General features: G+C 71.9%; 29 protein-coding genes. 20 read left to right on the forward strand and 9 right to left on the reverse strand.

What is annotated here, in order from left to right; genetic code table 11:
- Positions 1-206 precede the first annotated feature (206 nt).
- Positions 207-1,070 carry a hypothetical protein gene (locus tag OU416_RS19810; RefSeq protein WP_270928473.1) on the forward strand — a complete coding sequence of 288 codons (864 nt, stop codon included), beginning with the start codon at positions 207-209 and terminating at the stop codon, positions 1,068-1,070.
- Between the two features lie 141 nt (positions 1,071-1,211).
- Here the strand turns inward: OU416_RS19810 and OU416_RS19815 are convergent, their stop codons facing one another.
- Positions 1,212-2,021, reverse strand: coding sequence for an SAM-dependent methyltransferase (locus tag OU416_RS19815; RefSeq protein ID WP_270928474.1), 810 nt, complete (start codon positions 2,019-2,021; stop codon positions 1,212-1,214).
- Positions 2,022-2,145: 124 nt separating this feature from the next.
- Between OU416_RS19815 and OU416_RS19820 the strand changes: the two genes are divergently transcribed.
- Together OU416_RS19820 and OU416_RS19825 are read left to right on the forward strand one after the other, a co-directional pair.
- Positions 2,146-2,724 carry an AAA family ATPase gene (locus tag OU416_RS19820; RefSeq protein WP_270928475.1) on the forward strand — a complete coding sequence of 193 codons (579 nt, stop codon included), beginning with the start codon at positions 2,146-2,148 and terminating at the stop codon, positions 2,722-2,724.
- A 10-nt stretch (positions 2,725-2,734) separates the two neighbouring features.
- Positions 2,735-3,067, forward strand: a complete 333-nt coding sequence (locus tag OU416_RS19825) for a glyoxalase superfamily protein (protein WP_270928476.1) — start codon at positions 2,735-2,737, stop codon at positions 3,065-3,067.
- A 35-nt stretch (positions 3,068-3,102) separates the two neighbouring features.
- Here OU416_RS19825 and OU416_RS19830 read toward each other — a convergent pair whose 3' ends face one another.
- Both OU416_RS19830 and OU416_RS19835 read right to left on the reverse strand, forming a co-directional pair.
- A complete protein-coding gene (locus OU416_RS19830) occupies positions 3,103-4,533 on the reverse strand; it encodes an FAD-dependent oxidoreductase (RefSeq protein ID WP_270928477.1) in 1,431 nt (476 codons plus the stop codon).
- Positions 4,534-4,666: 133 nt separating this feature from the next.
- Positions 4,667-5,584 (reverse strand): AurF N-oxygenase family protein, encoded by a 918-nt coding sequence (locus OU416_RS19835; protein WP_270928478.1) that lies wholly within the window; start codon positions 5,582-5,584, stop codon positions 4,667-4,669.
- 153 nt (positions 5,585-5,737) lie between these two features.
- On the opposite strand from OU416_RS19835, the gene OU416_RS19840 reads away from it, so the two are divergent.
- The 3 genes from OU416_RS19840 to OU416_RS19850 all read left to right on the forward strand — a co-directional run bounded on the left by OU416_RS19840 (position 5,738) and on the right by OU416_RS19850 (position 6,951).
- The gene (locus OU416_RS19840; protein ID WP_270928479.1) at positions 5,738-5,980 is read left to right on the forward strand and encodes a hypothetical protein; all 243 of its coding nucleotides are present in this window, start codon (positions 5,738-5,740) and stop codon (positions 5,978-5,980) included.
- A 110-nt stretch (positions 5,981-6,090) separates the two neighbouring features.
- A complete protein-coding gene (locus OU416_RS19845; protein ID WP_270928480.1) occupies positions 6,091-6,519 on the forward strand; it encodes a hypothetical protein in 429 nt (142 codons plus the stop codon).
- Positions 6,520-6,582: 63 nt separating this feature from the next.
- Positions 6,583-6,951: a hypothetical protein gene (locus OU416_RS19850; protein ID WP_270928481.1), complete on the forward strand. Its 369-nt coding sequence runs from the start codon at positions 6,583-6,585 to the stop codon at positions 6,949-6,951.
- Here OU416_RS19850 and OU416_RS19855 read toward each other — a convergent pair.
- Positions 6,933-7,631, reverse strand: a complete 699-nt coding sequence (locus OU416_RS19855; RefSeq protein ID WP_270928482.1) for a DUF5710 domain-containing protein — start codon at positions 7,629-7,631, stop codon at positions 6,933-6,935. The two genes, OU416_RS19850 and OU416_RS19855, sit on opposite strands and share 19 nt — an antisense overlap.
- Before the next feature lie 133 nt (positions 7,632-7,764).
- Entirely contained in the window at positions 7,765-8,736 is a 972-nt protein-coding gene (locus OU416_RS19860) for an SDR family NAD(P)-dependent oxidoreductase (protein WP_270928483.1), read from the reverse strand.
- Between the two features lie 55 nt (positions 8,737-8,791).
- On the opposite strand from OU416_RS19860, the gene OU416_RS19865 reads away from it, so the two are divergent.
- The 4 genes from OU416_RS19865 to OU416_RS19880 all read left to right on the forward strand — a co-directional run bounded on the left by OU416_RS19865 (position 8,792) and on the right by OU416_RS19880 (position 11,562).
- A complete protein-coding gene (locus tag OU416_RS19865; RefSeq protein WP_270928484.1) occupies positions 8,792-9,202 on the forward strand; it encodes a MerR family transcriptional regulator in 411 nt (136 codons plus the stop codon).
- A 63-nt stretch (positions 9,203-9,265) separates the two neighbouring features.
- Complete coding sequence (locus tag OU416_RS19870; RefSeq protein ID WP_270928485.1) at positions 9,266-9,712, forward strand: MarR family winged helix-turn-helix transcriptional regulator; 447 nt, start codon at positions 9,266-9,268, stop codon at positions 9,710-9,712.
- A 2-nt stretch (positions 9,713-9,714) separates the two neighbouring features.
- A complete protein-coding gene (locus tag OU416_RS19875; protein ID WP_270928486.1) occupies positions 9,715-10,434 on the forward strand; it encodes a protein phosphatase 2C domain-containing protein in 720 nt (239 codons plus the stop codon).
- Positions 10,435-10,530: 96 nt separating this feature from the next.
- Positions 10,531-11,562 (forward strand): hypothetical protein, encoded by a 1,032-nt coding sequence (locus tag OU416_RS19880; RefSeq protein WP_270928487.1) that lies wholly within the window; start codon positions 10,531-10,533, stop codon positions 11,560-11,562.
- Here OU416_RS19880 and OU416_RS19885 read toward each other — a convergent pair.
- Both OU416_RS19885 and OU416_RS19890 read right to left on the reverse strand, forming a co-directional pair.
- A complete protein-coding gene (locus OU416_RS19885; protein ID WP_270928488.1) occupies positions 11,536-12,417 on the reverse strand; it encodes a DUF72 domain-containing protein in 882 nt (293 codons plus the stop codon). The two genes, OU416_RS19880 and OU416_RS19885, sit on opposite strands and share 27 nt — an antisense overlap.
- 43 nt (positions 12,418-12,460) lie before the next feature.
- On the reverse strand, positions 12,461-13,624 hold the full coding sequence (locus tag OU416_RS19890) for a cytochrome P450 family protein (RefSeq protein ID WP_270928489.1): 1,164 nt from the start codon (positions 13,622-13,624) through the stop codon (positions 12,461-12,463).
- Between the two features lie 141 nt (positions 13,625-13,765).
- On the opposite strand from OU416_RS19890, the gene OU416_RS19895 reads away from it, so the two are divergent.
- The 10 genes from OU416_RS19895 to OU416_RS19940 all read left to right on the forward strand — a co-directional run bounded on the left by OU416_RS19895 (position 13,766) and on the right by OU416_RS19940 (position 22,990).
- Positions 13,766-14,698 carry a phosphate/phosphite/phosphonate ABC transporter substrate-binding protein gene (locus OU416_RS19895; RefSeq protein WP_270928490.1) on the forward strand — a complete coding sequence of 311 codons (933 nt, stop codon included), beginning with the start codon at positions 13,766-13,768 and terminating at the stop codon, positions 14,696-14,698.
- 252 nt (positions 14,699-14,950) lie between these two features.
- Positions 14,951-15,682, forward strand: a complete 732-nt coding sequence (locus OU416_RS19900; RefSeq protein WP_270928491.1) for a GntR family transcriptional regulator — start codon at positions 14,951-14,953, stop codon at positions 15,680-15,682.
- Positions 15,679-16,095, forward strand: a complete 417-nt coding sequence (locus OU416_RS19905; RefSeq protein ID WP_093153383.1) for a phosphonate C-P lyase system protein PhnG — start codon at positions 15,679-15,681, stop codon at positions 16,093-16,095. The genes OU416_RS19900 and OU416_RS19905 overlap by 4 nt, the downstream gene beginning before the upstream one ends.
- On the forward strand, positions 16,095-16,673 hold the full coding sequence (gene phnH, locus OU416_RS19910) for a phosphonate C-P lyase system protein PhnH (protein WP_270928492.1): 579 nt from the start codon (positions 16,095-16,097) through the stop codon (positions 16,671-16,673). Before OU416_RS19905 ends, phnH begins: the two co-directional genes overlap by 1 nt.
- Positions 16,673-17,794, forward strand: coding sequence for a carbon-phosphorus lyase complex subunit PhnI (locus OU416_RS19915; RefSeq protein ID WP_270928493.1), 1,122 nt, complete (start codon positions 16,673-16,675; stop codon positions 17,792-17,794). The genes phnH and OU416_RS19915 overlap by 1 nt, the downstream gene beginning before the upstream one ends.
- Complete coding sequence (locus OU416_RS19920; RefSeq protein WP_270928494.1) at positions 17,791-19,569, forward strand: alpha-D-ribose 1-methylphosphonate 5-phosphate C-P-lyase PhnJ; 1,779 nt, start codon at positions 17,791-17,793, stop codon at positions 19,567-19,569. Before OU416_RS19915 ends, OU416_RS19920 begins: the two co-directional genes overlap by 4 nt.
- Positions 19,570-19,576: 7 nt before the next feature.
- Complete coding sequence (locus tag OU416_RS19925) at positions 19,577-20,305, forward strand: phosphonate C-P lyase system protein PhnL (protein ID WP_270928495.1); 729 nt, start codon at positions 19,577-19,579, stop codon at positions 20,303-20,305.
- A gap of 155 nt (positions 20,306-20,460) precedes the next feature.
- The gene (locus OU416_RS19930) at positions 20,461-21,612 is read left to right on the forward strand and encodes an alpha-D-ribose 1-methylphosphonate 5-triphosphate diphosphatase (RefSeq protein ID WP_270928496.1); all 1,152 of its coding nucleotides are present in this window, start codon (positions 20,461-20,463) and stop codon (positions 21,610-21,612) included.
- Positions 21,609-22,442, forward strand: coding sequence for an inositol monophosphatase family protein (locus OU416_RS19935; RefSeq protein WP_270928497.1), 834 nt, complete (start codon positions 21,609-21,611; stop codon positions 22,440-22,442). The genes OU416_RS19930 and OU416_RS19935 overlap by 4 nt, the downstream gene beginning before the upstream one ends.
- 215 nt (positions 22,443-22,657) lie before the next feature.
- Positions 22,658-22,990: a hypothetical protein gene (locus OU416_RS19940; protein ID WP_270928498.1), complete on the forward strand. Its 333-nt coding sequence runs from the start codon at positions 22,658-22,660 to the stop codon at positions 22,988-22,990.
- Positions 22,991-23,148: 158 nt separating this feature from the next.
- Here OU416_RS19940 and OU416_RS19945 read toward each other — a convergent pair whose 3' ends face one another.
- A complete protein-coding gene (locus OU416_RS19945; RefSeq protein WP_270928499.1) occupies positions 23,149-23,970 on the reverse strand; it encodes an FAD binding domain-containing protein in 822 nt (273 codons plus the stop codon).
- The gene (locus OU416_RS19950) at positions 23,967-24,440 is read right to left on the reverse strand and encodes a (2Fe-2S)-binding protein (protein ID WP_270928500.1); all 474 of its coding nucleotides are present in this window, start codon (positions 24,438-24,440) and stop codon (positions 23,967-23,969) included. Before OU416_RS19950 ends, OU416_RS19945 begins: the two co-directional genes overlap by 4 nt.
- Positions 24,441-24,490: the final 50 nt, after the last annotated feature.

Below are 24,490 nucleotides of genomic sequence, written 5' to 3' on the forward strand. Positions count from 1 at the left end.
GAAGCGGCCGTGGGCGGAGCTCGGAGCTGTTAGCTTCCGGCTCGGGAACTACGGGAGGAGCCGCGGTGCGCGAAGAACGTCCGAATCGGCTCAGGCCGCCCCGTGCGCGGAAGGTCGATGAGGAGGACTCGCCGGGAACCGGGAATCAACGGTGGCAGCGACGTCTGCGCACCTGGGTCGGCGGACTGGGGATCGCCGGGATCATCGTGACAGCGCTGATCACGGAAGGGTTCGGGTACTTCACCGCCCCGGCAAAGGAAGTCCAGTCGCAGCGAGCTGTGGACGAGGCCAAGGACCGCGAACTAGGAGCACGCCCCGCAGCCCTCGCCCGGGTCCGCGCACTGCCAGCGCAGTTCAACGTCGACGGCTGGTCCTGGATGTTCTCCGAAGCATTGCCCCGAGAGCGGACCGACGCGATGGGACGGACATTCGTCGACGGCGTCAACGCGGCAGGACAAGGTGCCTATGCGGGCAGCACCGACAACCCGGTCGACCCGATCGTGCGCGAGGCGGGCGGAATCCGTGCGGCGCAACACTGCCCCGAGGATTGCCGAGGTGCATCGCGGTACAAGATCTCGCTCGCAGGCAACCGGAGAGAGCCGATCACCATCGTGGACATGCGTGCGCGGATCGTCGGGGAGAAGCCCGCGATCGGGACGCTGCTCTGGTCCCCGATGCAGGGAGGTGAGCCGCTCGAAGAGGTGCTCATCGACCTGGACAGCACCGACCTCAGCCCGCAGAAGGTCTCTCCTGAGACCGGAACGAGCCAGCCGTACCTCGACACCGCGAACCTCACGTTGGAGCAGCACGAGCAGATCGGGTTCGAAGTGACCGCGATGAGCGCGCGTCGGTGGTTGCTCTGGGAGCTGGTGGTCACCGCCGCCGACCGCACCGGTGAGCACGAGATCGTGATCCGCTCGGACGGCACGGCCGGCGGCGCCCCCTTCGAAACCATCGGCTGGAACACCGGCGGGGCCAGTTCGCAACGGCAGGGTCAGCACCCCACCCCCGACGGCGAGGGGCGCGGCGGTTTCCTCGCGTTCGACATGGCTGGCGGTTGGAGCCGGTGAACAACCGCGGGACGATGTAGCGCACGGTGGTGATCGCGCTCGCGCGGGTCAAGGGCGTGCGGCTGACCCGCCGGGCGCAGGAGTTTGCCGCCTGCTGCCGCGCCTTGGTCGGAGATCGCCGGGCGGTGTGCGCCTCGCCGCTCAGGGCTTTCGGGCGACGGCTGCGTACATGGCGATGTCGGTGTCGTCGGCCTGCTCGGTGCGCTCGTCGGGGCGCCACTTGTGCATCTGGACGATTCCCGGTTCGACCAGCTCCAGGCCGTCGAAGAAGCGGGCGGCCTGGGCCTTGGTGCGGAAGCGGAGGGTTTCGCCGTGCTCGTGGTAGGTCCGGCGGACCTCGGCCAGCGCCTCCGGGGCGAAGTCGGCGGTGGCGATGGTCGCCGCCACGTAGCTGCCCGCGGGCAGGACGTCGATGATCCGGCGGGTGGCGGTCAGGGCTTCCTCGTCGTCCTCGATGAAGTGCACTATCGCGATCAGCAGCAGGGCGATCGGGCGGTCCGCGTCCAGGGTTTCGCGGAATTCCGGGGAGCTCAGGATGGTGTCCGGATCGCGCAGGTCGGCGTCGACGTAGGCGGTGCGGCCCTGCTCGGTGCTGGACATCAGCGCGCGGGCGTGCACCAGGACGATCGGGTCGTTGTCGGTGTAGACGATGCGCGCGTCCGGGCGCACCTCCTGCACGACCTCGTGCAGGTTCGGCGAGGTGGGGATGCCGGTGCCGATGTCGAGGAACTGGTCGACGCCGCACTCGGTGGCCAGGTAGCGGCCCGCGCGGTGCATGAACTCGCGGTTGGCGCGCATGTGCACCGGGAGCGCGGGCCAGACCTGCAGGGTGGCCTCCGCGGCTGCGCGGTCCGCGGAGTAGTTGTCCTTGCCGCCGAGGATGTAGTCGTAGATCCGCGCGCCGTGCGCTCGATCGGTCTGCAGGTCGAGGCTGCTGCGCCCGTCGCTCATGTCCGCGCTCCCTCCGTCTACGCATGTCGATCTTCGCAGAGATCGACATCGCGTCCACCCCCGGGCTTTCCACCGAGCGGACGGCTTCGGGGAGAATGGCGGCGGTGAATCGTCGGGAGGTTCGGTGAGCGTCGGTCCTGTTGTGCTCGAAGGACTCGTGCGGCGGGCGCAGGCGGCGCCGCGGCTCGGGACGACGCGGCTGGTGATCATCGACGGGCCGTCGGGGTCAGGCAAGACGACTCTCGCCGACCAGCTCTCCGAGGAGTTGACCGCGCAGGTCGTGCACATGGACGACCTCTACGACGGGTGGAACGGCATGCTCGCCGGGGTGGACCGGCTCGGGCGGCAGGTGCTCGAACCGATGGCCGCCGGGCGGGACGGCCGCTACCAGCGCTACGACTGGTACGCGGGCGAATACGCCGAGTGGCACGACGTTCCGCACGCCGATCACCTGATCGTCGAGGGCTGCGGTGCGGGAGCGCGGCGGTTCGACGGACTCAGCACGCTGCTCGTGTGGGTCGAGGACGGGGAGGCGTTGCGCCTGACGCGTACGCTGGCGCGTGATGGCGAAGGTGCGGAAGGGCACCTGCGTGCCTGGATGGCCGCGGAGCGCGCCGTCTACCAGGCCGAGGGCACGGCCCGCCGGGCCGATGTGCGGCTCAACGGCTGGGGCGCGGTCACCTGGCCCGCAACAGGTTTGTGAGGAGCGCGGAGTGGACGACGAGGTCATCCCGATCCTGCACGTGGCGGACGCCGCGGCGGCCGTCGCCTGGTACGAGCGGCTGGGCTTCGGCAAGGAGTGGGAGCACCGGTTCGAGCCCGGCCTCCCGGCGTTCGTCGAGATCGCTCGCGGGCGGATGCGGTTGTTCCTGTCCGAGCACAGCGGCGACGCTCGGCCGGACACCCTGATCTACCTGCGCGTTCGCGATGTCGACGCGTTCGCCGCGGAGTTCGCCGTGCCGGTGGAGGAAGTGCCGTGGGGGAGGGAGTTCGAGCTCCGCGATCCCGACGGCAACCGCCTGCGCATCGGCACTCCCGCGGACTGACGCGGAAAGCACCCCCCGGCGCTTTCCGCGCCACGTCACCTCGCCAGCCGACCGGCGACCGCGTCCTCCAGGAGGCTGCCGACGGTCTCCTGCGCGCAGGTCCGGTTGGCGCCGATGCCGCCCGACGGGCCGCGCTTGATCCAGCCGACGACGTAGGTGCCCGGCCGGACCCGGCCGCCCTCGTGCGGGATGGTCCCGGTTCCGGCGTCGAAGGGCAGGCCGGGCAGCTCGGTGCCGCGGTAGCCGACCGCGCGGATCACCCGTCCCGCGGCGATCTCCACGTCCCCGGTGACCCGCAGCGCGCGGACCTGCGTGTCGCCGAGGATCTCCTGCGGAGCGGAGTTGAAGCGGAGCACGATGCGGCGCCCACCGTGCCGCGGCGGCGCGGACCAGTCGACCGCTTCGCGCGGAACTCCTTGGAGCAGCGCGGCTTTCGCGCTCGCCGCGGCGATGGCTTCGGCGACCCGCGGGTCGTGGTCGTCCACGACCAGGTCGACGTCGTCCTGCTGGGCCAGCGCGAGCAGTTCCGGCGCGGTGTAGGCGGCCGAGTCCGGCCCGCGGCGGGCCAGCAGCACCACTTCGCGGACCTTGCTGGACCGCAGCTGCGCCAGCGCCGCGGGCGCGATCGTGGTGCCCGCCAGGGCTTCGGGGTCCGCGGTGAGGATCCGGGCCACGTCGAGCGCGACGTTCCCGTTGCCCACCACGACGACCCGCTCCGCCGAGAGGTCGACCGCGCCCGCGTCGGGGTGGCCGTTGTACCAGGCCACCACCTCGGTGGCCGCGACGCTGCCGGGCAGGTCCTCGCCGGGGATGCCGAGGCTGCGGGCCGATGACGCGCCGACGGCGTAGATCACGGCGTCGTGCTTGGCGGCGAGCTCGTCGGCGGTGACGTCCTTGCCGACCTCCACGCCCAGCCGCAGGCGCAGCCTCGGGTGCGCGTGGAAGCGGCTGAAGGTCTCGCCGATCTTCTTCGTGGACGGGTGGTCCGGCGCCACGCCGTAGCGCACCAGGCCACCGGCGACCGGCAGCCGGTCGATCAGCGTGACGCGGGAATTGGTGTGCAGCAGCAGGTCTTCCACCGCGTACATGCCTGCCGGGCCGGTGCCCACGACCGCGACGTCCAGCGGCGCGAAGTCGCTGGGGATGTCGCGGTGGAACACCGGCGGCCCCCAGCGGTGGAAGTTCGGCGTCGGATCCTGCTGCGGTGGGGCCTGGTCGGCGTAGTAGGCGGCGTTGACCTCGGCGTAGGGCCGCAGCTGCTTGGTCAGGCGCTCCACCGGGAAGATCGCGTCGACCGGGCACGCATCGGCGCACGCGCCGCAGTCGATGCAGGTGGCCGGGTCGATGTAGAGCATGTCGGTGGTGCCGAAGTCCGGCTCGTCCGGCGTCGGGTGGATGCAGTTGACCGGGCAGACCTTCACGCAGGTCGCGTCGTTGCAGCAGGTCTGGGTGATCGCGTACGGCATGGGGTTCGGGGGTCCTTTCACTTGCACCGCTGCGGGTTCTCAGGCGCCGCCCGGCGGGGCAACCCGCACGCGGGATGCCGGACGGCGCCTGAGGTTCCGCTGCCCGCGACCACCGCGCGGGCCTGCCGCTCGCTCAGATCAGGTTGGCGCGCTTGTAGAAGAAGAGGGAGGCCTTGGTGAGCAGCCCGGCGGAGTTGAGGAACTCCATCAGCCCCGCGCAGCTGGAGCGCAGCATGGACTTGTGGTGCTCGTTGGCCTTCGCCTCGCGGATGGCGCGCTTGCTGTCCAGGCCCGCGTTCTTGTACACCTTCTTGTTCCACATGCTGGTGACGATGAAGTAGGAGGCCCCGGCGACCACCACGGCGTTGATCTGCCGCCGCAGCCAGCTCGCCCCCTCCAGCCGCGCCTTGGTCTCCTCGCGGGCGAACTTCATGTGCCGCGATTCCTCCACGACGTGGATGTTGTTCACCGTCCGCACGAACGGCACCACCCGCTCGTCGCGCATCCAGTCGCGCTGCATGACGTCGAGGACCTCCTCGGCGACCAGGATCGCGGCGTAGGCGGCCTCGCCGAAGGCCAGCGTCTTGAACACCCGGCCCAGCTCCACCACCAGGCGGGTCGGCCGGTAGGCGGGCGCGCGCAGCTTCGCGGCGCCGCGGGCGAACATGATCGAGTGCCTGCACTCGTCGGCGATCTCGGTCAGCGCCCACTGGAAGGCCGGGTCGGTCGGGTCCTTGGCGTAGAAGTCCCGCAGCACCATCTGCTGCAGGATCATCTCGAACCAGATGCCGGTGCTGGCCACCGACGCGGCCTCCTGGCGCGTCAGCTCCCGCTGCTGCTCCGGCGTCATCTCGGCCCAGTACGCGGTCCCGTAGAGCGTGCTCCACTCGGGGCTGGTGCCGTGGTAGTCGGTGTCGAGCGGCGTCTCCCAGTCCACTTCCTGGACCGGGTCGTAGGACAGGATCTCCGAGGAGCGCAGCAGCCGGTCGGCCATGTCCTGCCGGTCTTCCTGCTGCGAGGTCTCGTCGTCCTTGGCGATGCTGCTGGTCATGAGGGCTCCCTGCGGGGTGACGATGGAGGCGATCCCCACCCGGTGGGTAGGTGTTACCCGGGGTAACGGTTCCCAGGATCGATGACATCGCCGATCGTGTCAATGGTCGTTGGCAAGATTGGGCCGGCCGTCGGGGCTGGTTGGATGTCCGGCATGGGACTCTTCAAGAACAGCGCGGCCGATCTCGGCGCGATGGCGGCCGAAGCGCACGCCGCGGGACGGGCCCGGTTCGTGGCGCGGCTGATCGCGCTGAGCAGCACCAAGGACGATGCGATCGACCCGTGGGCGGAGCGGATCGAGGCGATCGAAGCGGTCGGCTGGCGGGTCGAGCACTTCTCCGTCGCCGCGAACGACAAGGGCATCGTGGAGGCTTACGTCCTGTTCGCCCGGGTCTGATCCGCCGCCGTCACCGCTTGGGCGGAAAACGCGCCCACGTGACGGTCGGTCGTGGCACGATCACGGTCGGAAATCGCGCGGGGAGCGCGCTTTGCGACTGGGGAGGTTGCGTGGCGACCTGGGAAGATCTCGCGGCGTTCGTCCGGGCCGAGTACGCCGTGGCCGAGGACCTGGACACCGAGACCGAGTACCGGATCATCGAGGACGGCGACGACGAGATCCGGGTGCTCGTCGAGTACGAGGACGACCGGAGTCAGATCGTCATCATCTGCCGGGAGCGGCTCGACGGCCGCGAGGACTGGGTGCAGGTGGTCTCGGTGATCGGCCGCGCGGCCGACGTGGACCTGCAGAAGCTCCTGTGGGAGCTGGGCCAGGTCTCGGTGGTCTGCGGCGCGGTGATCGTGGGCGACCACGTCCTGCTCCGCCACTCGGTCCCGCTGCTGAACCTGGACATCAACGAGTTCACCGACCCGCTGAACTTCATCGCGGAGACGGCCGACCACCTGGAAGAGATGTTCTTCCGCGACGACGACCACTGAAGTGCGGGTTCCAGGTCGCGGAGCCCTTGACCTCCAGCATGGTGGAGGTCGCACGATCTCCGCATGACCGAGACGAACGCGCCGATCCTGTTCCGGAACACCATGCGGATCACCGACGGCCACCTGGTGGAGTTCAAGGCGGCGATCCGGGAGGCGGTGGACTTCGCCACCGAGCACGGCCCGCAGCTCATGGTGGAGGTCTTCATCGACGAAGACCGCTTGGAGTGCACCAGCTTCCAGCTCTACCGGGATTCCGACGCGATCCTCCGGCACTGGGAGCTCGCCGACCCCTACATCCAGGGCGTCATGCAGCACTGCGTCGTCCAGGACTTCGAGGTCTTCGGAGATCCGGACGGCCGCGTTCGCGCCGGTCTGGGCCCGGACGTGAAGTACACCCCGCACCTGACCGGCTTCTACCGCCTGGGCTCGTGATCGTGCTGCTCGGCGGCGGCGCGTTCCGCGGCGGTCGGGGGCGGGGTGATGGTGATCCCGGCATCGGTGAGGATGCTCAGGTCGAGGGCCCACTCCGTCGCGGAACGCCTGCGCCACAGGTCGAAGGCCGCCGCGACGTGCTCGTCGGCTTCGAGCTCCGACATCCCGGTGACCTCGCGCAGGTGCGCCAGCGCTCGGTCGTCGATCCCCCTGACCTGGGCCAGCCCGAAGTGGGTGGTCGTGTGGCAGTCGGTGCACACGCAGATCAGGCGGCGCAGCACCTGGGTGTGCGCGCCCTCGTCGTAAGCCCAGCGCTCGTGCGCTTCCAGCCAGCGCCGGCTGCCGCGGTCCTCGCCGCGCAGGCAGATCTCGCAGCGCTGGCCGGCCCGGCCGGTGATCATCCGCCGCAGCCGCTCCCAGTCGCGCTTGGCCACGCACGACCGCACGTTGGTGAACCAGCACGACGAGGGCACCAGATCCACGAAGAGGCCCGAACCGAACGCGCGGTCCTCACCGGGCAGCAGGTCGGGGATGTCGGGGAGCGCGGCCCAGCGCTCCAGCTCGGCAATACCGGGGCGAGGCGCGTACCACCGCTTCACCGTCGGATCCCACCGCGCGCCGTGCGCTTTGGCCTCGTCCTTCTCCGCGAACGGCACATCGAGCCATATTCGCTGCGGCATCTTCCCGCTCCCGCCGTGGTCGACAGCCGCGCTGCACCGGCAGTTCGGCCCTGCATCCCGGCGGAACGGTAGCGGAGCGCGGCGATGCGCGGTTCCGCATCGCCGGGTGTTCGGCCAACAGGTGGACGCGTGGTCATCGGGGGATCGGGGTGGCTCCGGTCGTGGCGAGCGAGAGGTCCCAGAGGCGGGCCGCGGAGTCCGGGTCGATGGCGTACTCGCGGACTCCTCCTTCGTCCATGTGCTGGTCGGGTGTGGAGATGGTCGCGATGTCGCAGTCTTCGAGGTAGCGGGCGCCCCGGCCGTCGAGGAGCGGCGATGTGGCCGCCCACAGGCCGGTTGCCGCGCCTTGGGAGGGTGTTTTGAAGTCGGCGCCGATCACGTTGCCGTGTTCGTCCACCCAGCCCCGGTCGATCTGCTCCTGGAGCGGCATCTCGCGCTGGAGGCCGGTGATGATCTTGCCCGGGTGGAGGGCGAACGCGCGGACGCCGTCGTTGCGGCCGAGGGCGTCCAGGTGCACGGCGAACAGGGCGTTGGCCGTCTTGGCCTGGCCGTAGGCGAGCCACTTGTCGTAGCCGGTGCGGAAGTGCGGGTCGTGCCACCGGATGTCGGTCAAGGTGTGCCCGGCGGAGCTGTTGACCACGACGCGCGCGCCGTCGGCGGCGGCCAGCAGCGGGTAGAGCTCGCAGGTGAGGGTGAAGTGCCCGAGGTGGTTGGCGGCGAGCTGGCTCTCCCAGCCGGGGCCGACGTGGCGCTCCGGGGTGGCCATCACGCCCGCGATCGCCATCAGGAGGTCGAGCCGGTCGACGGAGTCGTGGATCCGCGCGGCGGCGGCGCGCACGCTGGCGGGGTCGGTCAGGTCCGTGGGAACGACCTCGCAGCCCGCGAGGTCCGCGAGCGCGGTGCGGGCGCTGTCGGGGCGGCGTGCCGGGACGATGACCCGGGCTCCGGCGGCGGCCAGGTTCCGGGTGGTCTCCAGGCCGAGCCCGGAGTAGCCGCCGGTCACCACGGCGGTCGCGCCGCGGAGGTCGAGCCCGGCGGTGACCTCCTCGGCGGTGCTGGTGGCGGAGAACGGCGAGCCGAGCGGCTGCTGATCGGTGGCGGTCATGCCGCTGACGCTACGAGCTAGAGCGCGGTCTAGATCAAGTCCTAGGCTGTCCGGCATGGCTGTGGAGGAGCGGTTGAGCATCGGTGACGTGGCCGAGCGGACCGGGCTCAGCGTGCACGCGCTGCGCTTCTACGAGCGGGAAGGGCTGCTGGTCGGGCCCGTCGAGCGCACCGCGGGCGGGCGGCGGCGCTACACCGGTGCCGATGTCGACTGGCTGCTGATCTGCGTCAAGCTCCGCGAGTCCGGGATGCCGCTGGCCGACCTCAAGCGGTTCGCCGAGCTGGTGCGGTGCGGTCCGGGCAACGAGGCGGAACGCCTGCGGCTGCTCGACGACCACCGGCAGCGCGTCGACGCGCAGATGGCGGCCTTGGAGGAGTGCCGCTCCCTCATCGCGTGGAAGGTCGGCGTCTACGCCGAGCACCTCGCTCGCGGCGCGGCAGGCGGGTTGTGGGATCCGACGGGCTGAACGGATATTTGCGCGCGCTCCATAACTGCGTGAGCTGGTAGTATGGCGATCGGGAGGTGCGGGATGGGGATCGCTGACGATGCCGTGGAGGTCCGGGCGCGCGGTTGGCGCACGCTCGCGGCCCTGCACGGCAGGCTCGAGACGGCGCTGGAGAAGGCGCTGCAGGCCGAGTGCGGCCTGTCGGTCGTCGAGTACACCGTGCTCGACGCGCTCAGCCGCCAGGACGGGTGGCACATGCGGATGCAGCAGCTCGCCCGCGCCACCGCGTTGAGCAGCAGCGCGACGACCCGGCTGGTCAGCAGGCTGGAGGACCGCGAGCTGCTCACCCGGGTGCTGTGCAAGGACGATCGCCGCGGCATCTACACCGAGCTGACCGACTCCGGCCGGAAGCTGTTGGAGAAGGCCCGCCCGACCCACGACGAAGTCCTGGAGAAGTCGCTCGCCGAGGCCTGCGAGACGCCCGAGCTGGCGCCGCTGGTGACGGCGCTGCACCAGCTGCCGGGCAGCTGAGCGTGCAGGCAACGTGCGCGACGCTGGCGACGCCGGGGCGGATCAACGAGGACTACCACGCCGTCGGCCCGGACTGGGCCTTCGTCCTCGACGGCGCGACCGCTCCGTCCGATGTGGACAGCGGGTGCGCGCACGACGTGCCGTGGCTGGTGCACCGCCTCGGCGCCGAGCTCGCCGGGCGGCTCGCGGTGTCGGACCAGCCGCTGGCGGACCTGCTGGCGGAGGCCGTCGAGTCGACCTGCGCGGCGCACGCGGACACCTGCGACCTGCGCAACCCGTCCAGCCCGTCGTCGACGGTGTCGATCCTGCGCGCGGGTGACGAGATCGAGTACCTGGTGCTCGCGGACAGCCCGATCGTCTTCGACCACGGCGCGATCGTCGACGACCGCGTGGACCGGCTCCCGAGCTACACCCAGCAGGCCGTGCGCGACCTCCGCAATCAGCCCGGCGGCTTCTGGGTGGCCAGCACGAAACCGGAAGCGGCCTACGAAGCGGTCCGGGGCACGCTGCGCGACGTCGGCCGAGCGGCCCTGCTCAGCGACGGAGCCTCCCGCTACGCGGACATGTTCGGCCTCGGCGACTGGCCGGACCTCCTGGACCTGCTGGAGCAGGCCGGCCCGGCCGAACTCCTCACCCAGGTCCGGAAAGCGGAGAGCTCGGCCCCGAAACCCCCGCGCGAGAAGCACCACGACGACGCCACCGCGGTGTTCTTGTCGTTCTAGTGCTCTGTTCGAGGGCAAATCCGGCTGGACTGTTCGCAGCGGCCTCCGCACCCGGTAGTCAGTTGGGTGGGATCGGCCCGGTGTGGAGGACGCGCGATGAATCAGGATCAACGCACTGCCGTCAAGGTCGTGTCGGTGATCGGGGCATTGATCTGGGTCCTGCTCGGGCTGCGCTACGGGTGGCCAGCGTGGTTGTGGGTGGCGCTGGTGGTTCTGACGATCGCCGGGCCGTGGGCCGTCAGCTGGTGGCTGCTGGGGCGGGTGGGGCGCAAGCTCGCGCCGCCGGTGGAGGCGCCCGTCGAGCCGCCCGCGGCGCCGCAACCGACCGAGCAGCCGGTGTCCGGGGCGCCGCTGCGCAGCGCGCACCCGGAGTACCGGTTCTCCTTCTCCGGCACGATCTTCTGGTACGTCAAGCCCGATGCGCCCGGGCTGCCGCACGCGAATCCGGGCGGGCTGGCGGTGGATCTGCTGCTGGAGCAGGCGGGTGAGCTGGTGGCGGAGACCTCGCCGGAGGATGGCGAGCTGGCGCAGCACCGGCTGAACGCACTGCTCGGCACTCCTCGCTCGGACAAGTCCGGGCACGTGGTGGCCTGGGCGAGCGATGTGCGGCTGGCGCTGCCGGACGCCGACGCGGAGCGGTTGCGCCAGTTGGCCGCCGCCCGAAAGGACGAAGAGCTCTGGGAGCGCAAGCGCGCCCACGAGCGGAACAAGCGCGCGTACTTCGCCGAGGACGTGCTGAAATCGCCGGGCAGCGCGCTGGTCTGGTGGCTCGCGCGGCGCGAGGACGGCGACCTCGACGAAGCCGTGCGCCAGATCAGCAACCTGCGCAAGCTGACCGCCGCCGCGCACGACCGGCGGATCCCGGAGCCGGACGGCGATGCGCCGAACTGGATCCACCCGGTGCACTCGTTCGTCGTGGAGGAGTTCGAGGTCGGCGCCGAGCAGCACGTCTTCGCCGCCATCGAGCGCTTGGCCAGCGGTGACGAGCGGGCCGCGCTCAGCCACCGGTTGGCGGAGGCGCTCGCCGCCCACGGTCACCGCGAGCTGGCGCAGCAGGTGCGCGACCGCTTCGGCGATCGGCAGGAGCTGCCCGGCACGTCGTCAGGAGCAGCGCTCGGCGAGGGATAGGGCGTCGGCCGGGGCGTGGGCCTTCACGTCGTTGTCGAAGTAGGCGTAGACGTCCCGGCCCCGCGACTCCGGGGCGGGCGGGGCCACCGTGCGGGGTGTTGCCGGGGACTTCCCCGCGTGCCAGGCCTTGATCAGCTTCGCCCAGCGGTCCAGGTCGTCCGAGGTGTAGCCGCTCGCGTAGAGCTCTTCCGCGCCGTGGAAGCGGAGGTAGACGAAGTCGCTGGTGACGTCTTCCAGGTGCGGCCAGTTGCCTGCTGCGTCCGCCACCACCAGGCCGATGTCGTGGGCGCGGAGGAGTTCCACCGGCTCGGGATCGGCGAAGCTGGGGTGGCGGACCTCCAGGGCGTGGCGCATCGGCTGGTCGGTGTCGGCTTCAGTGAGGGCTCGGCCCGCCAGACGATCGTCGTGCAGGGCGGCGAGTTCGGCCGCCGCGCCGGTGCTGCGGGGGAGGAGGCGGAAGAACGTCGTGAGCCGGTCGGCGTCGAACGGCAGCGACGGCGGCAGCTGCCAGAGCAGCGGGCCCAGCTTGCGGCCGAGGGCCAGGACTCCGCTGGCGAAGAAGTTGGCCAGCGGAGTTTCCGCGTCGCGGAGCTTCTTCATGTGGGTGATGTAGCGGCTTCCCTTGACCGCGAACAGGAAGTCGTCCGGGGTCTGCTCGGCCCAGCGGCGGTAGTGCTCGGGGCGTTGCAGGGAGTAGAAGGACGCGTTGATCTCGGTGGATCCGAGGCGTTGGGACAGGTATTCGAGCTCGCCGCCGCGGCGCAGGTCGCGCGGGTAGAACGGGCCGTGCCACGGCCCGTAGACCCAGCCGGAGGTGCCGATCCGGATCCGGCGCGACGTCGAGCGGGCTCGCATGACCGCCCGGATACCCGCCAGGGCCCGGACCGAACCGATCCGCTCACCGCAGGGCGACCGGGAGGGTGCGGAGACCCCGGTTCCGGAAGGAGTTCCGCCACTGGAGGTCTTGCTCCGGGACGGCCAGGGCCAGCTTCGGGAAGCGGTTGAGCAGCGCGTTCAGCGCGATCTCCGCCTCCATCCGGGCCAGTGCGGCGCCGAGGCAGAAGTGCGGTCCGTGGCCGAAGGCCAGGTGCGGGTTGTCCGCGCGGTCGAGGTCCAGGCGCTCCGGGGCCGGGTAGCGGTCGGGGTCGTGGTGCGCGGAGATCAGGGACAGCAGGACCGTTTCGCCCGCCGGGATGGTCACACCGCCGATTTCCACGTCCTGGCGCGGGAATCGGCGGATCGCGAGCTGGGGCGGCGGGTCGAAGCGGAGCAGTTCGTCCACTGTGGCCGGTGTGATTCCCCGGCGCGCGGTGGCCAGCGACGCCGGGTCGGTGAGCAGCGCGATCAGGCCGTTGCCCAGCAGGTTCACCGTGTTCTCGTAGCCGGCGAACAGCACCAGGAACGCCGCCGAGGTGAGTTCGTCCTCGGTGAGCCGGTCCTCCTCGTCGCGCAGCTCGACCAGCGCGCTCAGGAAGTCGGGGCCGGGGTCGGCGCGCTTCGCCGCGATCAGGTCGAGCAGGTAGGAGTGCAGCGCGGCGAGGGCGTTGCGGGCCTGATCGGGGGTTTCCGGGGCGAGCATGCCGTCGGTCCAGGCGCGGAAGTCGGGCCGGTCGGCTTCGCCGACGCCGAGCAGCTCGCAGATCACCGCGATCGGCAGCGGGCCGCAGAAAGCAGGCATCAGATCCGCTTCCCGCTGCCCGGCCAGCTCGTCGAGCAGTGCGTCGGCGAGCTGCCGGACGCGGGGGCGCAGCGGCTCGATGCGGCGCGGGGCGAAGGCCTTGCCGATGGTCCGGCGCAGCCTGGTGTGCTCCGGGGCGTCCATGTTCAGCAGGTTCGCGTCGAGCGCGGGCGGCAGCGAGAAACCGCGGTAGCCGCCGTTGGAGTTCGCCTTGTCCAGCGACAGCCGCGGATCGGCCAGCGCCGCGCGGACGTCGGCGTAGCGGGTGACCAGCCAGACCGACGTGCCGTCCGGGGCGGTGGCCCGGTGCACCGGGCCCTGCTCGCGGAGGCGGGCGTAGGTGGCGCGCGGTTCGGTGATGAAGGCGGAATCGATCTCGATCACGGAGCCGCAACCTACCCGAGTTGTGGGGTCAGATGCGGCAGAGCGTCCCGCAGCGTTCCGCTGGGCGTAACCCGCAGCCGACGGCTCCTCCACCTGCCTTGCGCACGCTTTCGGCGCAACTTCGCGATCGGAGGACCAGCAATGCTCAACGTTTCCCGGCGGCTGCTCGCCGTCCTCGCCTGCGCGGCGCTGCCGCTGGGGCTCGCCGCCTGCGGCCCGAGCGCGGCGAGCGACGCCGGTGCGCGCAACCCGGACGAGCTGGTGTTCGCCTCGATCCCGTCGGAGGAGTCCACCAGCCTGGAGCAGGAGTTCAAACCGCTGGTGGACATGCTGGCGGCGGAGACCGGCAAGAAGATCCGGGTGGAGAAGGCCACCGACTACGCGGCCGTCATCGAGGGCCAGCGCACCGGGAAGATCGACATCGCCATGTACGGCCCGCTGTCCTACGTGGTGGCGCGCAACAGCGGGGTGCGGGTCACACCGGTCGGCGCGCAGGTCGAGACACCGGGCAGCGTGCCCGGCTACCGCGCCTACGGGCTGGTCCGGGCGGACTCGCCGATCCAGCGCGTCGAGGACTTCCGCGGCAAGCAGGTGTGCTTCGTCGACCCGAACTCGACCTCCGGCTACCTCTACCCGAAGGCCGCGCTGCGGACCGCGGGCCTCGACGTCGAGCGCGACGTGCGGCCGGTGATGGCCGGTGGGCACGACGCCTCCGCGCTGGCGGTGCGGAGCGGGCAGTGCGATGCGGGCTTCGCCTACGACACCATGGTGGACGAGCTGCTGCCGGAGAAGGGCAGCATCGCGCCGGGCGAGCTGCGGGTGGTGTGGCGCTCGGAGGTGATCCCCGGATCACCCGCGGCGATCTCCGACGACCTCGACCCGGCGCTGAAGGCCAAGGTGGTCGAGGCCTTCCGCACCAAGGCCAACGCGGACTACCTGAAGGCCAACGGCTTCTGCACCGACGACTGCGAGGTGGGCGGCTACTGGGGCTTCGCCCCGGCCGACGACGCGACCTTCGACAGCGTCCGCCAGGTTTGCGAGGTCACCCGCGCCGAGCAGTGCACCGAGGGCTGACCCGGCGCCGGTGGGGACCGCGGCTCCGGTGGGAACCGCGGTCCCCACTGCTATGCGCTCCGTTTTCCCAGGTCAGGACCCGTGAGCGTTTTGGGGTGCCATAGCCCCACAAAACGCTCACGGGCTTTTACCAGGGGAAACGGAGCTGTTCGCCGGGCCTTGCGACAAGTGGTGGGGGTGTTCACCTGGGCGGTCCTCGGCGTTGGGCTGACCGAAGTTGTCCGGACAAGCTCGGCGCGCAGGCTTCCGGTCGTGGTCAGGAGCCGGTACGTGGAAATGGCCGATGTGCTCGCCGCCGAACTCGCCGGGCTGCCCGCGGGCACCCGGATCGCCGGTGAGCACGAGATCGCCGCGCGGTTCGAGGTCGGCCGGGCGGCGGCCCGGGCGGCGGTGCAGGAGCTGGAGCAGCGGCTGCTGGTCCGCCGGGTGCGCGGGTCCGGGACGTTCGTGAACAAGCGCATCGACTACGTGATCTCCCAGCGCCGGGCGCCGTCGTGGCACCAGACGGTGCGCGAGGCCGGGGCCGAGCCGCGCTCGGTGGTGCGCGACGTGCGGCGCGCGCCGCTGCCCGCCGAGGCGGCCGAGCGGCTGGAGCGGCCGGTCGGCAGCGCGGCGAGCCTGCTGGTCCGCCAGTACTACGTGGACGACCTGCTGCACGGCTGGTCCAACGAGTGGATCCCGGCCGACGTGCTGGCCGACGTCGACATCGCCGTGCACGCCGTCGAGTCGGTCGACGCGATCCTGCGCCAGATGAGCCGCGTGCAGCCGGTCCGGTCCTGGTGCCGGGTCAGCTACGCGCTGCCCGAACCCGAGGTGGTGGCCGGGCTGGAGGTCGAGTCCGGCCGGCCGGTGTGGCTGGTGGAGAGCGTCAGCCGGGACGCGGGCAGCGGACGGCCGGTGCTGTGCAGCCGCTCCTGGTCACGCCCAGATTCCGCCCGGATCGTCGTCGAGATGGACGGGCCGTACCAACCGGAGGACGAGTGAACAGGGAACAGCGGGCCGCGCTGCTCGCGGTGGCCGAACCGGACGAGCTGATCGAGCTGGCCGATGCCTGCCTCGCCACCGGCTCCGCGCCGACGGTGCTGGTGGCGCCGGAGGTCGGGTGCGTGTCGGTGCAGGTGCGGGAGCCCGTCGTGCGGGACCGGTTCCTGCTCGGCGACGTGCTCGCCTGCCGCGCCGAGGTGGAGCTGGACGGCTCGCGGGGCTGGTCGATGCGCCTCGGCGACGACCGGGCCGCCGCGCTGGCCGCGGCGATCCTGGACGCCGCGGTGGAGGCCGGACGCGCCGGGGACGAGGTCGACGAGCTGTGCGCGCGGGTCCGCGAGCGGCAGCGCGCGGCCGAACACGCCGAGTGGGCCGAGCTGGCCCCGACGATCGTCGAATTCGAGGAGCTGTGATGACCGCGTCCCTGGCGCCGCGGCAGGCGCAACAGGTGTTCCGCACCGTGCTGGACGCCCTCTCCCGGCCGGGCGAGGTGCTGCGTCTTCCCGCGATTTCAATGGAAGTTGGACCGCGAAATTCCATTGAAATCGCGTCGACCCGAGTCCCGGCCGCGCTGCTGCCGGTGCTGGCGCTGGCCGATCTGGACACCCCGGTGCACGTCGACGGCTGGGCCGATCTCGTGCGCACCCAGACCTCCGCGCCGATCGTCGAGCGCACCGGCGCTCGGCTGGCCGCGCTGCTCGAACCGGTCGAGGACCTGGCCGGATTCCCGGTCGGCAGCGCCGGGGCGCCGGAGGAGGCCGCGCTGGTCGCGCTCGCGGTGCGGGGCTTCGGCGACGGGCCGCTGCTGCGGCTGTCCGGGCCGGGCGTGCCGGGGCACCGCGAGCTGCGGGTCTCCGGGCTGCCCGCGGGCTTCGCCGCGCAACGGCGGGACCTGATCGCCTTCCCCGCCGGGTTCGACCTGCTGCTGGTGGCGCCGGACGGCGAGGTCGTCGGGCTGCCGCGTTCCACCCGAGTCGAGGAAGGTGCCTGATGGGATATTCCGGAGTCCGCGGCGGGATGGAGGCCATCCTCGCCGCCGAACGGCTGGTGCGCCGCTCGCGCGACCACGCGCCCGCCGAGTGGGCCGGCACCGAGCAGATCGTGCTGCGCTTCCGGCTGGCCGTCGACCGGATCATGGGCGAGGCCGGGCTCTACCACTCGCCGATCGCCGCGGACGCGTTCCGGCAGGCCGAGGGCGACGTGCTGGAGGCGGCGCACCTGGTGCGGGCGCACCGCTCGACGCTGCCGCGCCTGGCGGTCACCGAGCCCGTCGATCCCGACGAGATGGTGGTGCTGCGCCGCATCGTCCCGGCCAACCGAACGCCGGACGGCCCGCAGCTGCTCGGCCGCACCACCGACTACACCGGTCGCCTGCTGGAGCGGGAAGCCGATTTCGCGCGAAATCGCGTCGAGCCCCCCACGGAGGACGCCGATTCCGCGCGAAATCGCACGCCGGAGGAACGGCACCCGCGCCGCTTCTACCAGCTGCTGCGCGACCTGGACCTGGTCGTCGAGCACGGCGAACCGGCCGAAGACCCGGAACCGTTCGACATCACCCGCCGCGCCGCCCGCCCGCCCGCGCCGCGCTCGGCGGTGCTGTCGAGCATGGCCCGCGCCGAGACCGGTGCGCTGGTCGGCCTCTGGTACCGGTCGATCCTCGGCCCGGACGGCGACGTCCACGAGATCACCCTCGGCGACACCAGGCACGGCCGCGTGCCGCTGCGGGTCGTGCACCCGCACACCGGGAATCCCGTGCAGATCGGCGAGATCCGGGTGACCGAGGCGGAGGGCATCGAGGACCTCGACGGGGCGGAGGAGGACCGCACCCGCTTCGACGTCGGCTACGGGCTCTGCTTCGGGCACAACGAGCGCAAGGCGATCGCGATGGCCAACCTCGACATCGCCTGGCGCCGCGCCGAGGAGGACAGCCCGTTGGAGCAGCTGCTGCTGCTCACCACCGACGGGCTCGATTCGGGCGGCTTCCTGGAGCACCTCAAGCTGCCGCACTACGTGACGTTCCGGTCCATGGTGGACCGCAAGCTGGCCCGGCGGGAGGCGCGGGGCTCGACCGGGCCGCGCGTGCCGGAGCCGTTCGGGGAGGAGTGCCGATGAGCACGGCGGTGCGGGATCTGCTGGTGGACGACGACAACGCCGCCGGGATCCTCGACGAAGGCGCCAAGCGCGAGATCCGCCGGGCCGCGCTGGTGGCGGTGTGCGTGCCCGGCTACCAGGTGCCGTTCGGCTCCCGGGAGATGCCGGTGGCGCGCGGCTGGGGATCCGGCGGCCTGCAGGTGACGCTGGCCGTCATCGGCGAGCCGGACGTGGTGAAGGTGATCGACCAGGGCGACGACGGCGGCGTCAACGCCGTCAACCTGCGCCGGATGATCTCCGCGACCACCGGCTGCGCGGCCAGCACCGACACCCGGGAGGCCACGGTCATCCAGACCCGGCACCGGATTCCCGAGGAGAAGCTGACCCGGCAGCACGTGCTGGTCTACCAGGTGCCGGTGCCGGAACCGCTGCGCGGCGTGCAGAAGTCCGTCGTGGAGTGCGCCCGGATGCACGCCGAGAACGACTACTCGGCGATGTGGGTCAGCCTGTACGAGGACGTGGTCCGCAACGGCGTGATCACCAAGTCGACCGGCTACCCGGTGCTGGTGGACGGCCGGTACGTGCTGGCCACCAGCCCGGTGCCGCGCTGGGACGTGCCCAAGCTGCACCGGTGCGAGCACCTCAACCTCTACGGCGCGGGCCGGGAGAAGCGGATCTACGCGATCCCGCCGCACACCGACGTGGCGCCGCTGACCTTCGACGACATCCCGTTCGAGGTCGAGCAGGTGCCGGGTGCGAGCTGCAAGTACTGCGGCTCCACCACCAGCTTCCTGGTCGAGGGCGGCGCGGGCGAGTACGTGTGCAGCGACTCGGACTGGTGCTCCCGCGTCGAGGCCGGGGACGCCGACGTGACCGGGCACCGGCTGCCCGCCGAGCTGCTGCCCGCGGTGGAGCGCCGCCCGGTGGAGGTCGTCGAAGCGCCGCGGCCGGTCGACGGTCCTGAGTGGACGCTCCGGGTGGAGGGCATCGGGCGCGTCTACGGCCCGGGCGGCGCGGACGCCGTGCCGGGGACCGGCCCGGAGCACGGCACCGCGACCAGCCCGAGCACCGGAGCGGTGGTCGCGGCCTGGGACGTCTCCTTCGACGTCGCACCCGGTGAGGCGCTCGGCATCATCGGCGAGTCCGGGTCGGGGAAGTCGACCGCGCTGCGCTGCGTCATCGGCGACGAACCCGCGACCGGCGGCAGCGTCTACCTCTCCAGCGTCGACGGCGGCGGGACGGACCTGCTGCGGCTGGACTCCGCGCAGCGCCGGAAGCTGCGGGTGGACACCATGGCCGTGGTCTACCAGGACCCCGCCGCCGGGCTCGACCTGCGCGTCACCGCGGGCGGCAACGTCGCCGAGCGGCTGACCGCCGCGGGCTGGCGCGGCTACCGCGCGATCCGCAAGCGGGCCGCGGAGCTGCTGGACCGGGTGGAGGTGCCGCTGTCCCGGATGGACGACCCGGTGGCCACCTTCTCCGGCGGCATGCGGCAGCGCGTGCAGATCGCCAAGGCGCTGGCCACCGAACCGCCGGTGCTGCTGCTCGACGAGCCCACCACCGGGCTGGACGCCTCGGTGGCCGCCGGCGTCCTCGACCTGCTGCGCGGGCTGCTCAGCGAGCGCGACATCGCGGCGGTGGTGGTCAGCCACGACTTCGCGGTGATCGAGGCGCTGACCGATCGCAGCCTGGTGATGCAGCTCGGCCGGGTCGTCGAGCGCGGCCTCACCGACCAGCTCTTCGCCGACCCGCACCACCCCTACACCCAGCGGCTCGTCGCGGCCGCCCGGAGGTGAGTCCACAGTGGAAACAGTGTTGACCGTGCGCGGTCTGCGCAAGACCTTCACCCTGCACACCATCGACGGCCGCACGGTGGTCTCGCTGCGCGGCGTGGACCTCGACGTGCACGCCGGCGAGCACGTGGCCATCGCCGGGCCGAGCGGCGCGGGCAAGTCCAGCCTGCTGCGCTGCACCCAGCGCAGCTACCTGCCGGACGCCGGATCGGTGGTGCTGCACACCGACGACGGGCCGGTGGACCTCGTCGGCCTGCCGGACCGCACGCTCGCCCGCCTGCGCGGCAGGCAGCTCGGCTACGTCTCGCAGTTCCTCGCCGCTCCGCCGCGCACCGGGCCGCTGGAGGTCGTCGCGGCAGCGGCCCGCCGCCGCGGCCTGGACCGGGCCGAGGCGCAGGACGCCGCGGCGGAGTCGCTGCGCCGCCTGGCCCTGGACGAGGCGCTGTGGGACGTGGACTGCGGTGTCCTGTCCGGTGGCGAGCGGCAGCGGGTCAACCTCGCGGCCGGAACCGTCCGGCCACCCCGCCTGCTGCTGCTCGACGAGCCGGTCTCGGCGCTGGACCCGGCCAACCGCGAACGCGCGCTGGAGCTGATCGCGTCCCTGACCGACCAGGGCGTGGCGGTGCTGGCGGTGTTCCACGACCTCGACGCGATCCGCCGCCTGGCCACCCGCGTGGTGGAGATGGCCGACGGCCGCATCACCCGCTCCGGAACGGCGGAGGAGGTGCTCGCGGCATGAGCAGTGTTGTGCCAACTTCAGTTCCGCTCGACGGGACCTCAGGGGACCGTGACGCAGACCAGCCACAAGAAACCGCAAAAGGCGAGATTGGTACCGGGCGCAACCACCACTGTGAATCGCGGAGAGGCGGGACTGTTCAGCTCCAGAGCTGGCCGTTGGCCGACACGCCGCAGGACTACGTGCTCGGGCACGTGCGCGCGGTGTTGCCGGGCCGGGTCACCGACGACAGCCGGATCGTGGTGCGCGGTGGGCGGATCGAGGCGGTGGAGGACCACCCGGCGGGTGCGTCGTGCGACGTCGACGGCGGCGGGCTGCTGTGCATCCCCGGGCTGATCGACGTGCACAGCGACGCGCTGGAGCGGGAGCGCCTGCCGCGGCCTTCCGCCGTGCTGCCTTGGGATTTCGCGCTGCTGTCGCTGGAGGGCAAGCTGCGCGCGGCGGCCGTCACGACGGTGTTCCACGGCGCGGCGTTCCAGCACAAGACCTCGCGCGGGACGGAGCGGACGGTCGGCGGCGCGGCGGAGCTGTGCGAGACCGTGCGCGCCAGGGGAGCCGGGCCGGTGGACCACCGCGTGCTGTACCGCCTGGACGCGCGGTCGGCGGAAGGTGCGAAAGCGCTGGCCGCGGAGCTGGCCGTCGCCGAGGACGGCGCGCTGGTCTCGCACGAGGACCACACGCCCGGCATCGGCCAGTACGTCGACCGGCGGCAGCTGGAGCGCTACCTCGTCGGCGCCGACGGCTTGACGCCGGAGGAAGCCGAGCAGCACGTCACCGAGATGATCGCCGAGCGCGGCGAGCTGCTGGAGGTCCGGGACGAGAACCTCGCCTGGCTGGGCGAACTGGCCCGATCCGGCCGGATCCGGCTGCTCGGCCACGATCCGGAGTCGGCGGAGGAGATCGGCGCGCTGTGCACCAGGGGCGGTGCGGTGGCGGAGTTCCCGACCACCGCGGCGGCCGCCGTCGCGGCGCGCGAGCACGGCCTGCCGGTCGTCGCGGGCGCCCCGAACGTCCTACGTGGACACTCGCACGCCGGGAACGTCTCGGCGCGTGAGCTGGCCTGCCGCGGCCTGGTCACCGCGCTGGCCTCGGACTACCTGCCGTCGGGCCTGCTGGCCGCGGTGTTCCGGCTGGTCGACGACCTCGGCCTGCCCGCGGCGATCGCCCTGGTGACCGCCGGCCCGGCCGAAGTCGCGGGCCTGACCGACCGCGGCCGCGTGGAACCGGGCCTGCGCGCGGACCTGGCGCTCGTCGACCCGGGCGGCCAGTGGCCGCAGGTCCGCGCCGTCCTGCCGGGAGGTGCGGCGTGATCGGGTGGCCGGTGCCGGATCCGGAGATCCCCACCGCGGCGCACGCGGTCCTCGCGGCGGCGGCCAAGGCGGCGTCGGCCGCCTTCCGCGACGCACGGGCCCGCTTCGGCCGCGAGCAGCTCGCCGAGACGTCGTCGACCGGCGCGGACGGCACCCCGTCGATGCGGCTGGACCTGCTGGTGGAGGCCGCGATCGCCGAGGTCGCCGACGCGCACCGGATCAACCTGCTCAGCGAGGAGGCCGGATTCGTCGACAACGGATCCGCGGTGACCCTGGTGGCCGATCCGGTGGACGGCACGGCCAACGCGGCCGCCGGAGTGCCGCTCTCGGCGTTCTCCGGCGCCATCGTGGTCGACGGCGCACCGGTGGAGGCGCTGACCAGCTGGCTGGACACCGGTCGCTGCTGGCACGCGGTGGCCGGGCAGCGCGCGGAGTTCCGCACCAGCGGGCGCACGACGCTCGACGGCGCGGCGGTCAGCCTGCTGCGCCCGCACGAGCGCAGCGCGGACGCGTGGTGGCGGGTGGCGAAGCGGGCGGCGCGGGTGCGGATCCTGTCCACGACGTGCCTGGAGGCGATGCTGGTCGCGGAGGGGTCGACGGACGCCTTCGCCGATGCGGATTCCGACACCCACCGCATCGTCGACCTGGTGGCGGCCATGGTCGTCCTGCCCGGCGCGGGCGGCGCGGTCCTCGACGTCCGCGGCCGCCCGCTGGAGGTCGACCCGGACCTCCGCCGCCGTTGGTCCGGGGTCGTGGCGGCGACCCCGGAACTCGCCGAGGAGCTCGCCGACACCATCAGGGGCTCCGTCTGCGCAGGTCAAAGACCGTGAGTGTTTTGTGGTGCTATAACCCCCCAAAACACTCACGGGTCCCCACCTGCGGAAATGGCGCCCGCGAGATCCGGCCGAGTTCTCGGGGCTGATCAGGGGGCGTCCCCGGGAGATCCCTGATGCCGGGCGGCACCCGGATCGCGAAGACTGAGCGGTGTCGGCGGCCGGAGAGCGGCGGCCGATGCGATCCGAACTCATCACGAGAAGGAGAGTGCGTGGCTTTCACGCAGGAGAGCAGTGCCTCGATGCCCAAGGGCGCCCGTGCCACGGTGCAGGTGACGCCGAACCCGACGACCGAACGAGGTCAGGAGGTGACGATCACCGGCCACTGCGGCGGCGGTACCGGACTGCGCGCCATCTTCAGCCACTTCGGCGGGGATCCGGCCCTGGAGGACGTCGAGATCATCGAGTCCGGACCCGATCGGTTCGAGGCCAGGGCGAAGCTCCGCGAGACGATCGGCAACGGGGTGGGGCCCATCCTGGTCGACTGCGGCGGCGAGGCGGGCGTGACCCTGCTCGTCACCCACGTGACGACCAACCCCGCCTGACACCAGCACGAACGCAACCGGCGGTGCCCACGGGGCGGACGGCACCGCGAGCTCGGGGATCGACGAGCTCAGCTCCACAGTGGACGAGTAGCTCGTCCGGGGGATGAGTGAAGGGCACCTTTCGCCAACTTACTTGGCGAAAGGTGCCCTTCACCTCGTCATGCCCTGCGGGTCGCGGCGGCTTCCAGAGCCCTGCGGACCAGGACCTTCGCCAGGTGCTTGCGGTAGTCCGCCGTCGCGCTGGCCTGGTCCGGCGGGGAGGTGTCCTCCGCCGCGCGCTCCGCGGCTTCGGCCGGGCTCGCGCCGCTCGCCAGCGCCGCTTCGACGCCGCGCGCCCGCATCGGCGCCGGGCCCATGTTCACCAGCGCCACGCGGTCGCCCGCGACGGCCACGCCGACCACCGCCCAGTCGATCGCGCGCTTGGTGAACTTCTGGAAGTCCCAGCCCTGCGCGGGGTTCTTCGCGACCCGGATCTCCACCAGCAGCTCGTCCTCGCCGAGCGCGGTTTCGAAGAAGTCGGTGAAGAACGCCGTCGCCGGGATCTCCCGCCTGCCCGACGGGCCCTGCGCGACCAGCACCGCGTCCAGCGCCAGCGCCACCGCGGGCAGGTCCGACGCCGGGTCGCCGTGCACCAGCGAACCGCCGATGGTGCCGCGGTGGCGGACCTGCGGATCGCCGATGGTGCCCGCCGCGTGCGCCAGCAGCGGGACCTCCCGAGCCAGCAGCTCCGAGTGCTCCAGGTCGTGGTGCCGGGTCAGCGCGCCGATGCGGATCTCGTCGCCGTCCTCGCGCACGTAGGACAGCTCGCGCAGGCCGCCGAGGTCGATCAGCACCTCCGGCACCGCCAGCCGCAGCTTCATCAGCGGCAGCAGCGAATGCCCACCGGCCAGCAGCTTCGCGTCGTCGCCGTGCTCGGCGAGCAGGCTCAGCGCCTCCTCGACGGAACCGGCCTTCTTGTAGGTGAACGCGGCGGGGATCATTCTGCGGCCCCCTGCTTCTCCTCGGCCGCGGACAGCACGGCCTCGACGATGTTGTGGTAGCCGGTGCAGCGGCAGAGGTTGCCCTCCAGCCCGGCGCGCACCTCGGCCTCGGTCGGGTTCGGGTTCTCCTCGACCAGCGACACCGAGGCCATCACCATGCCCGGGGTGCAGAACCCGCACTGCAGGCCGTGCTTGCGCTGGAAGGCCCGCTGCATCGGGTGCAGCTCGTCGCCGTCGGCGAGGCCCTCGATGGTGGTCACCTGCTGGCCGTCGGCCTGCGCGGCCAGCACCGTGCACGACTTCACCGATTCGCCGTCGAGCAGCACCGTGCAGGCCCCGCAGGACGTGGTGTCGCACCCGATGTTGGTGCCGGTCAGCCCGCAGTCGTCCCGCAGGTAGTGGACGAGCAGGGTGCGGTCCTCGACCTCGTGGCTGCGCTGCTCGCCGTTGACGTTGATCGAAACTTGCACGAAAGGAACTCCTAAGCAAGTGGCGGATGAGCGGCCGTCGGGAACAACCG

The sequence above is a fragment of the Saccharopolyspora indica genome, from assembly GCF_027853965.1.
Classification (GTDB): Bacteria; Actinomycetota; Actinomycetes; order Mycobacteriales; family Pseudonocardiaceae; genus Saccharopolyspora; species Saccharopolyspora indica.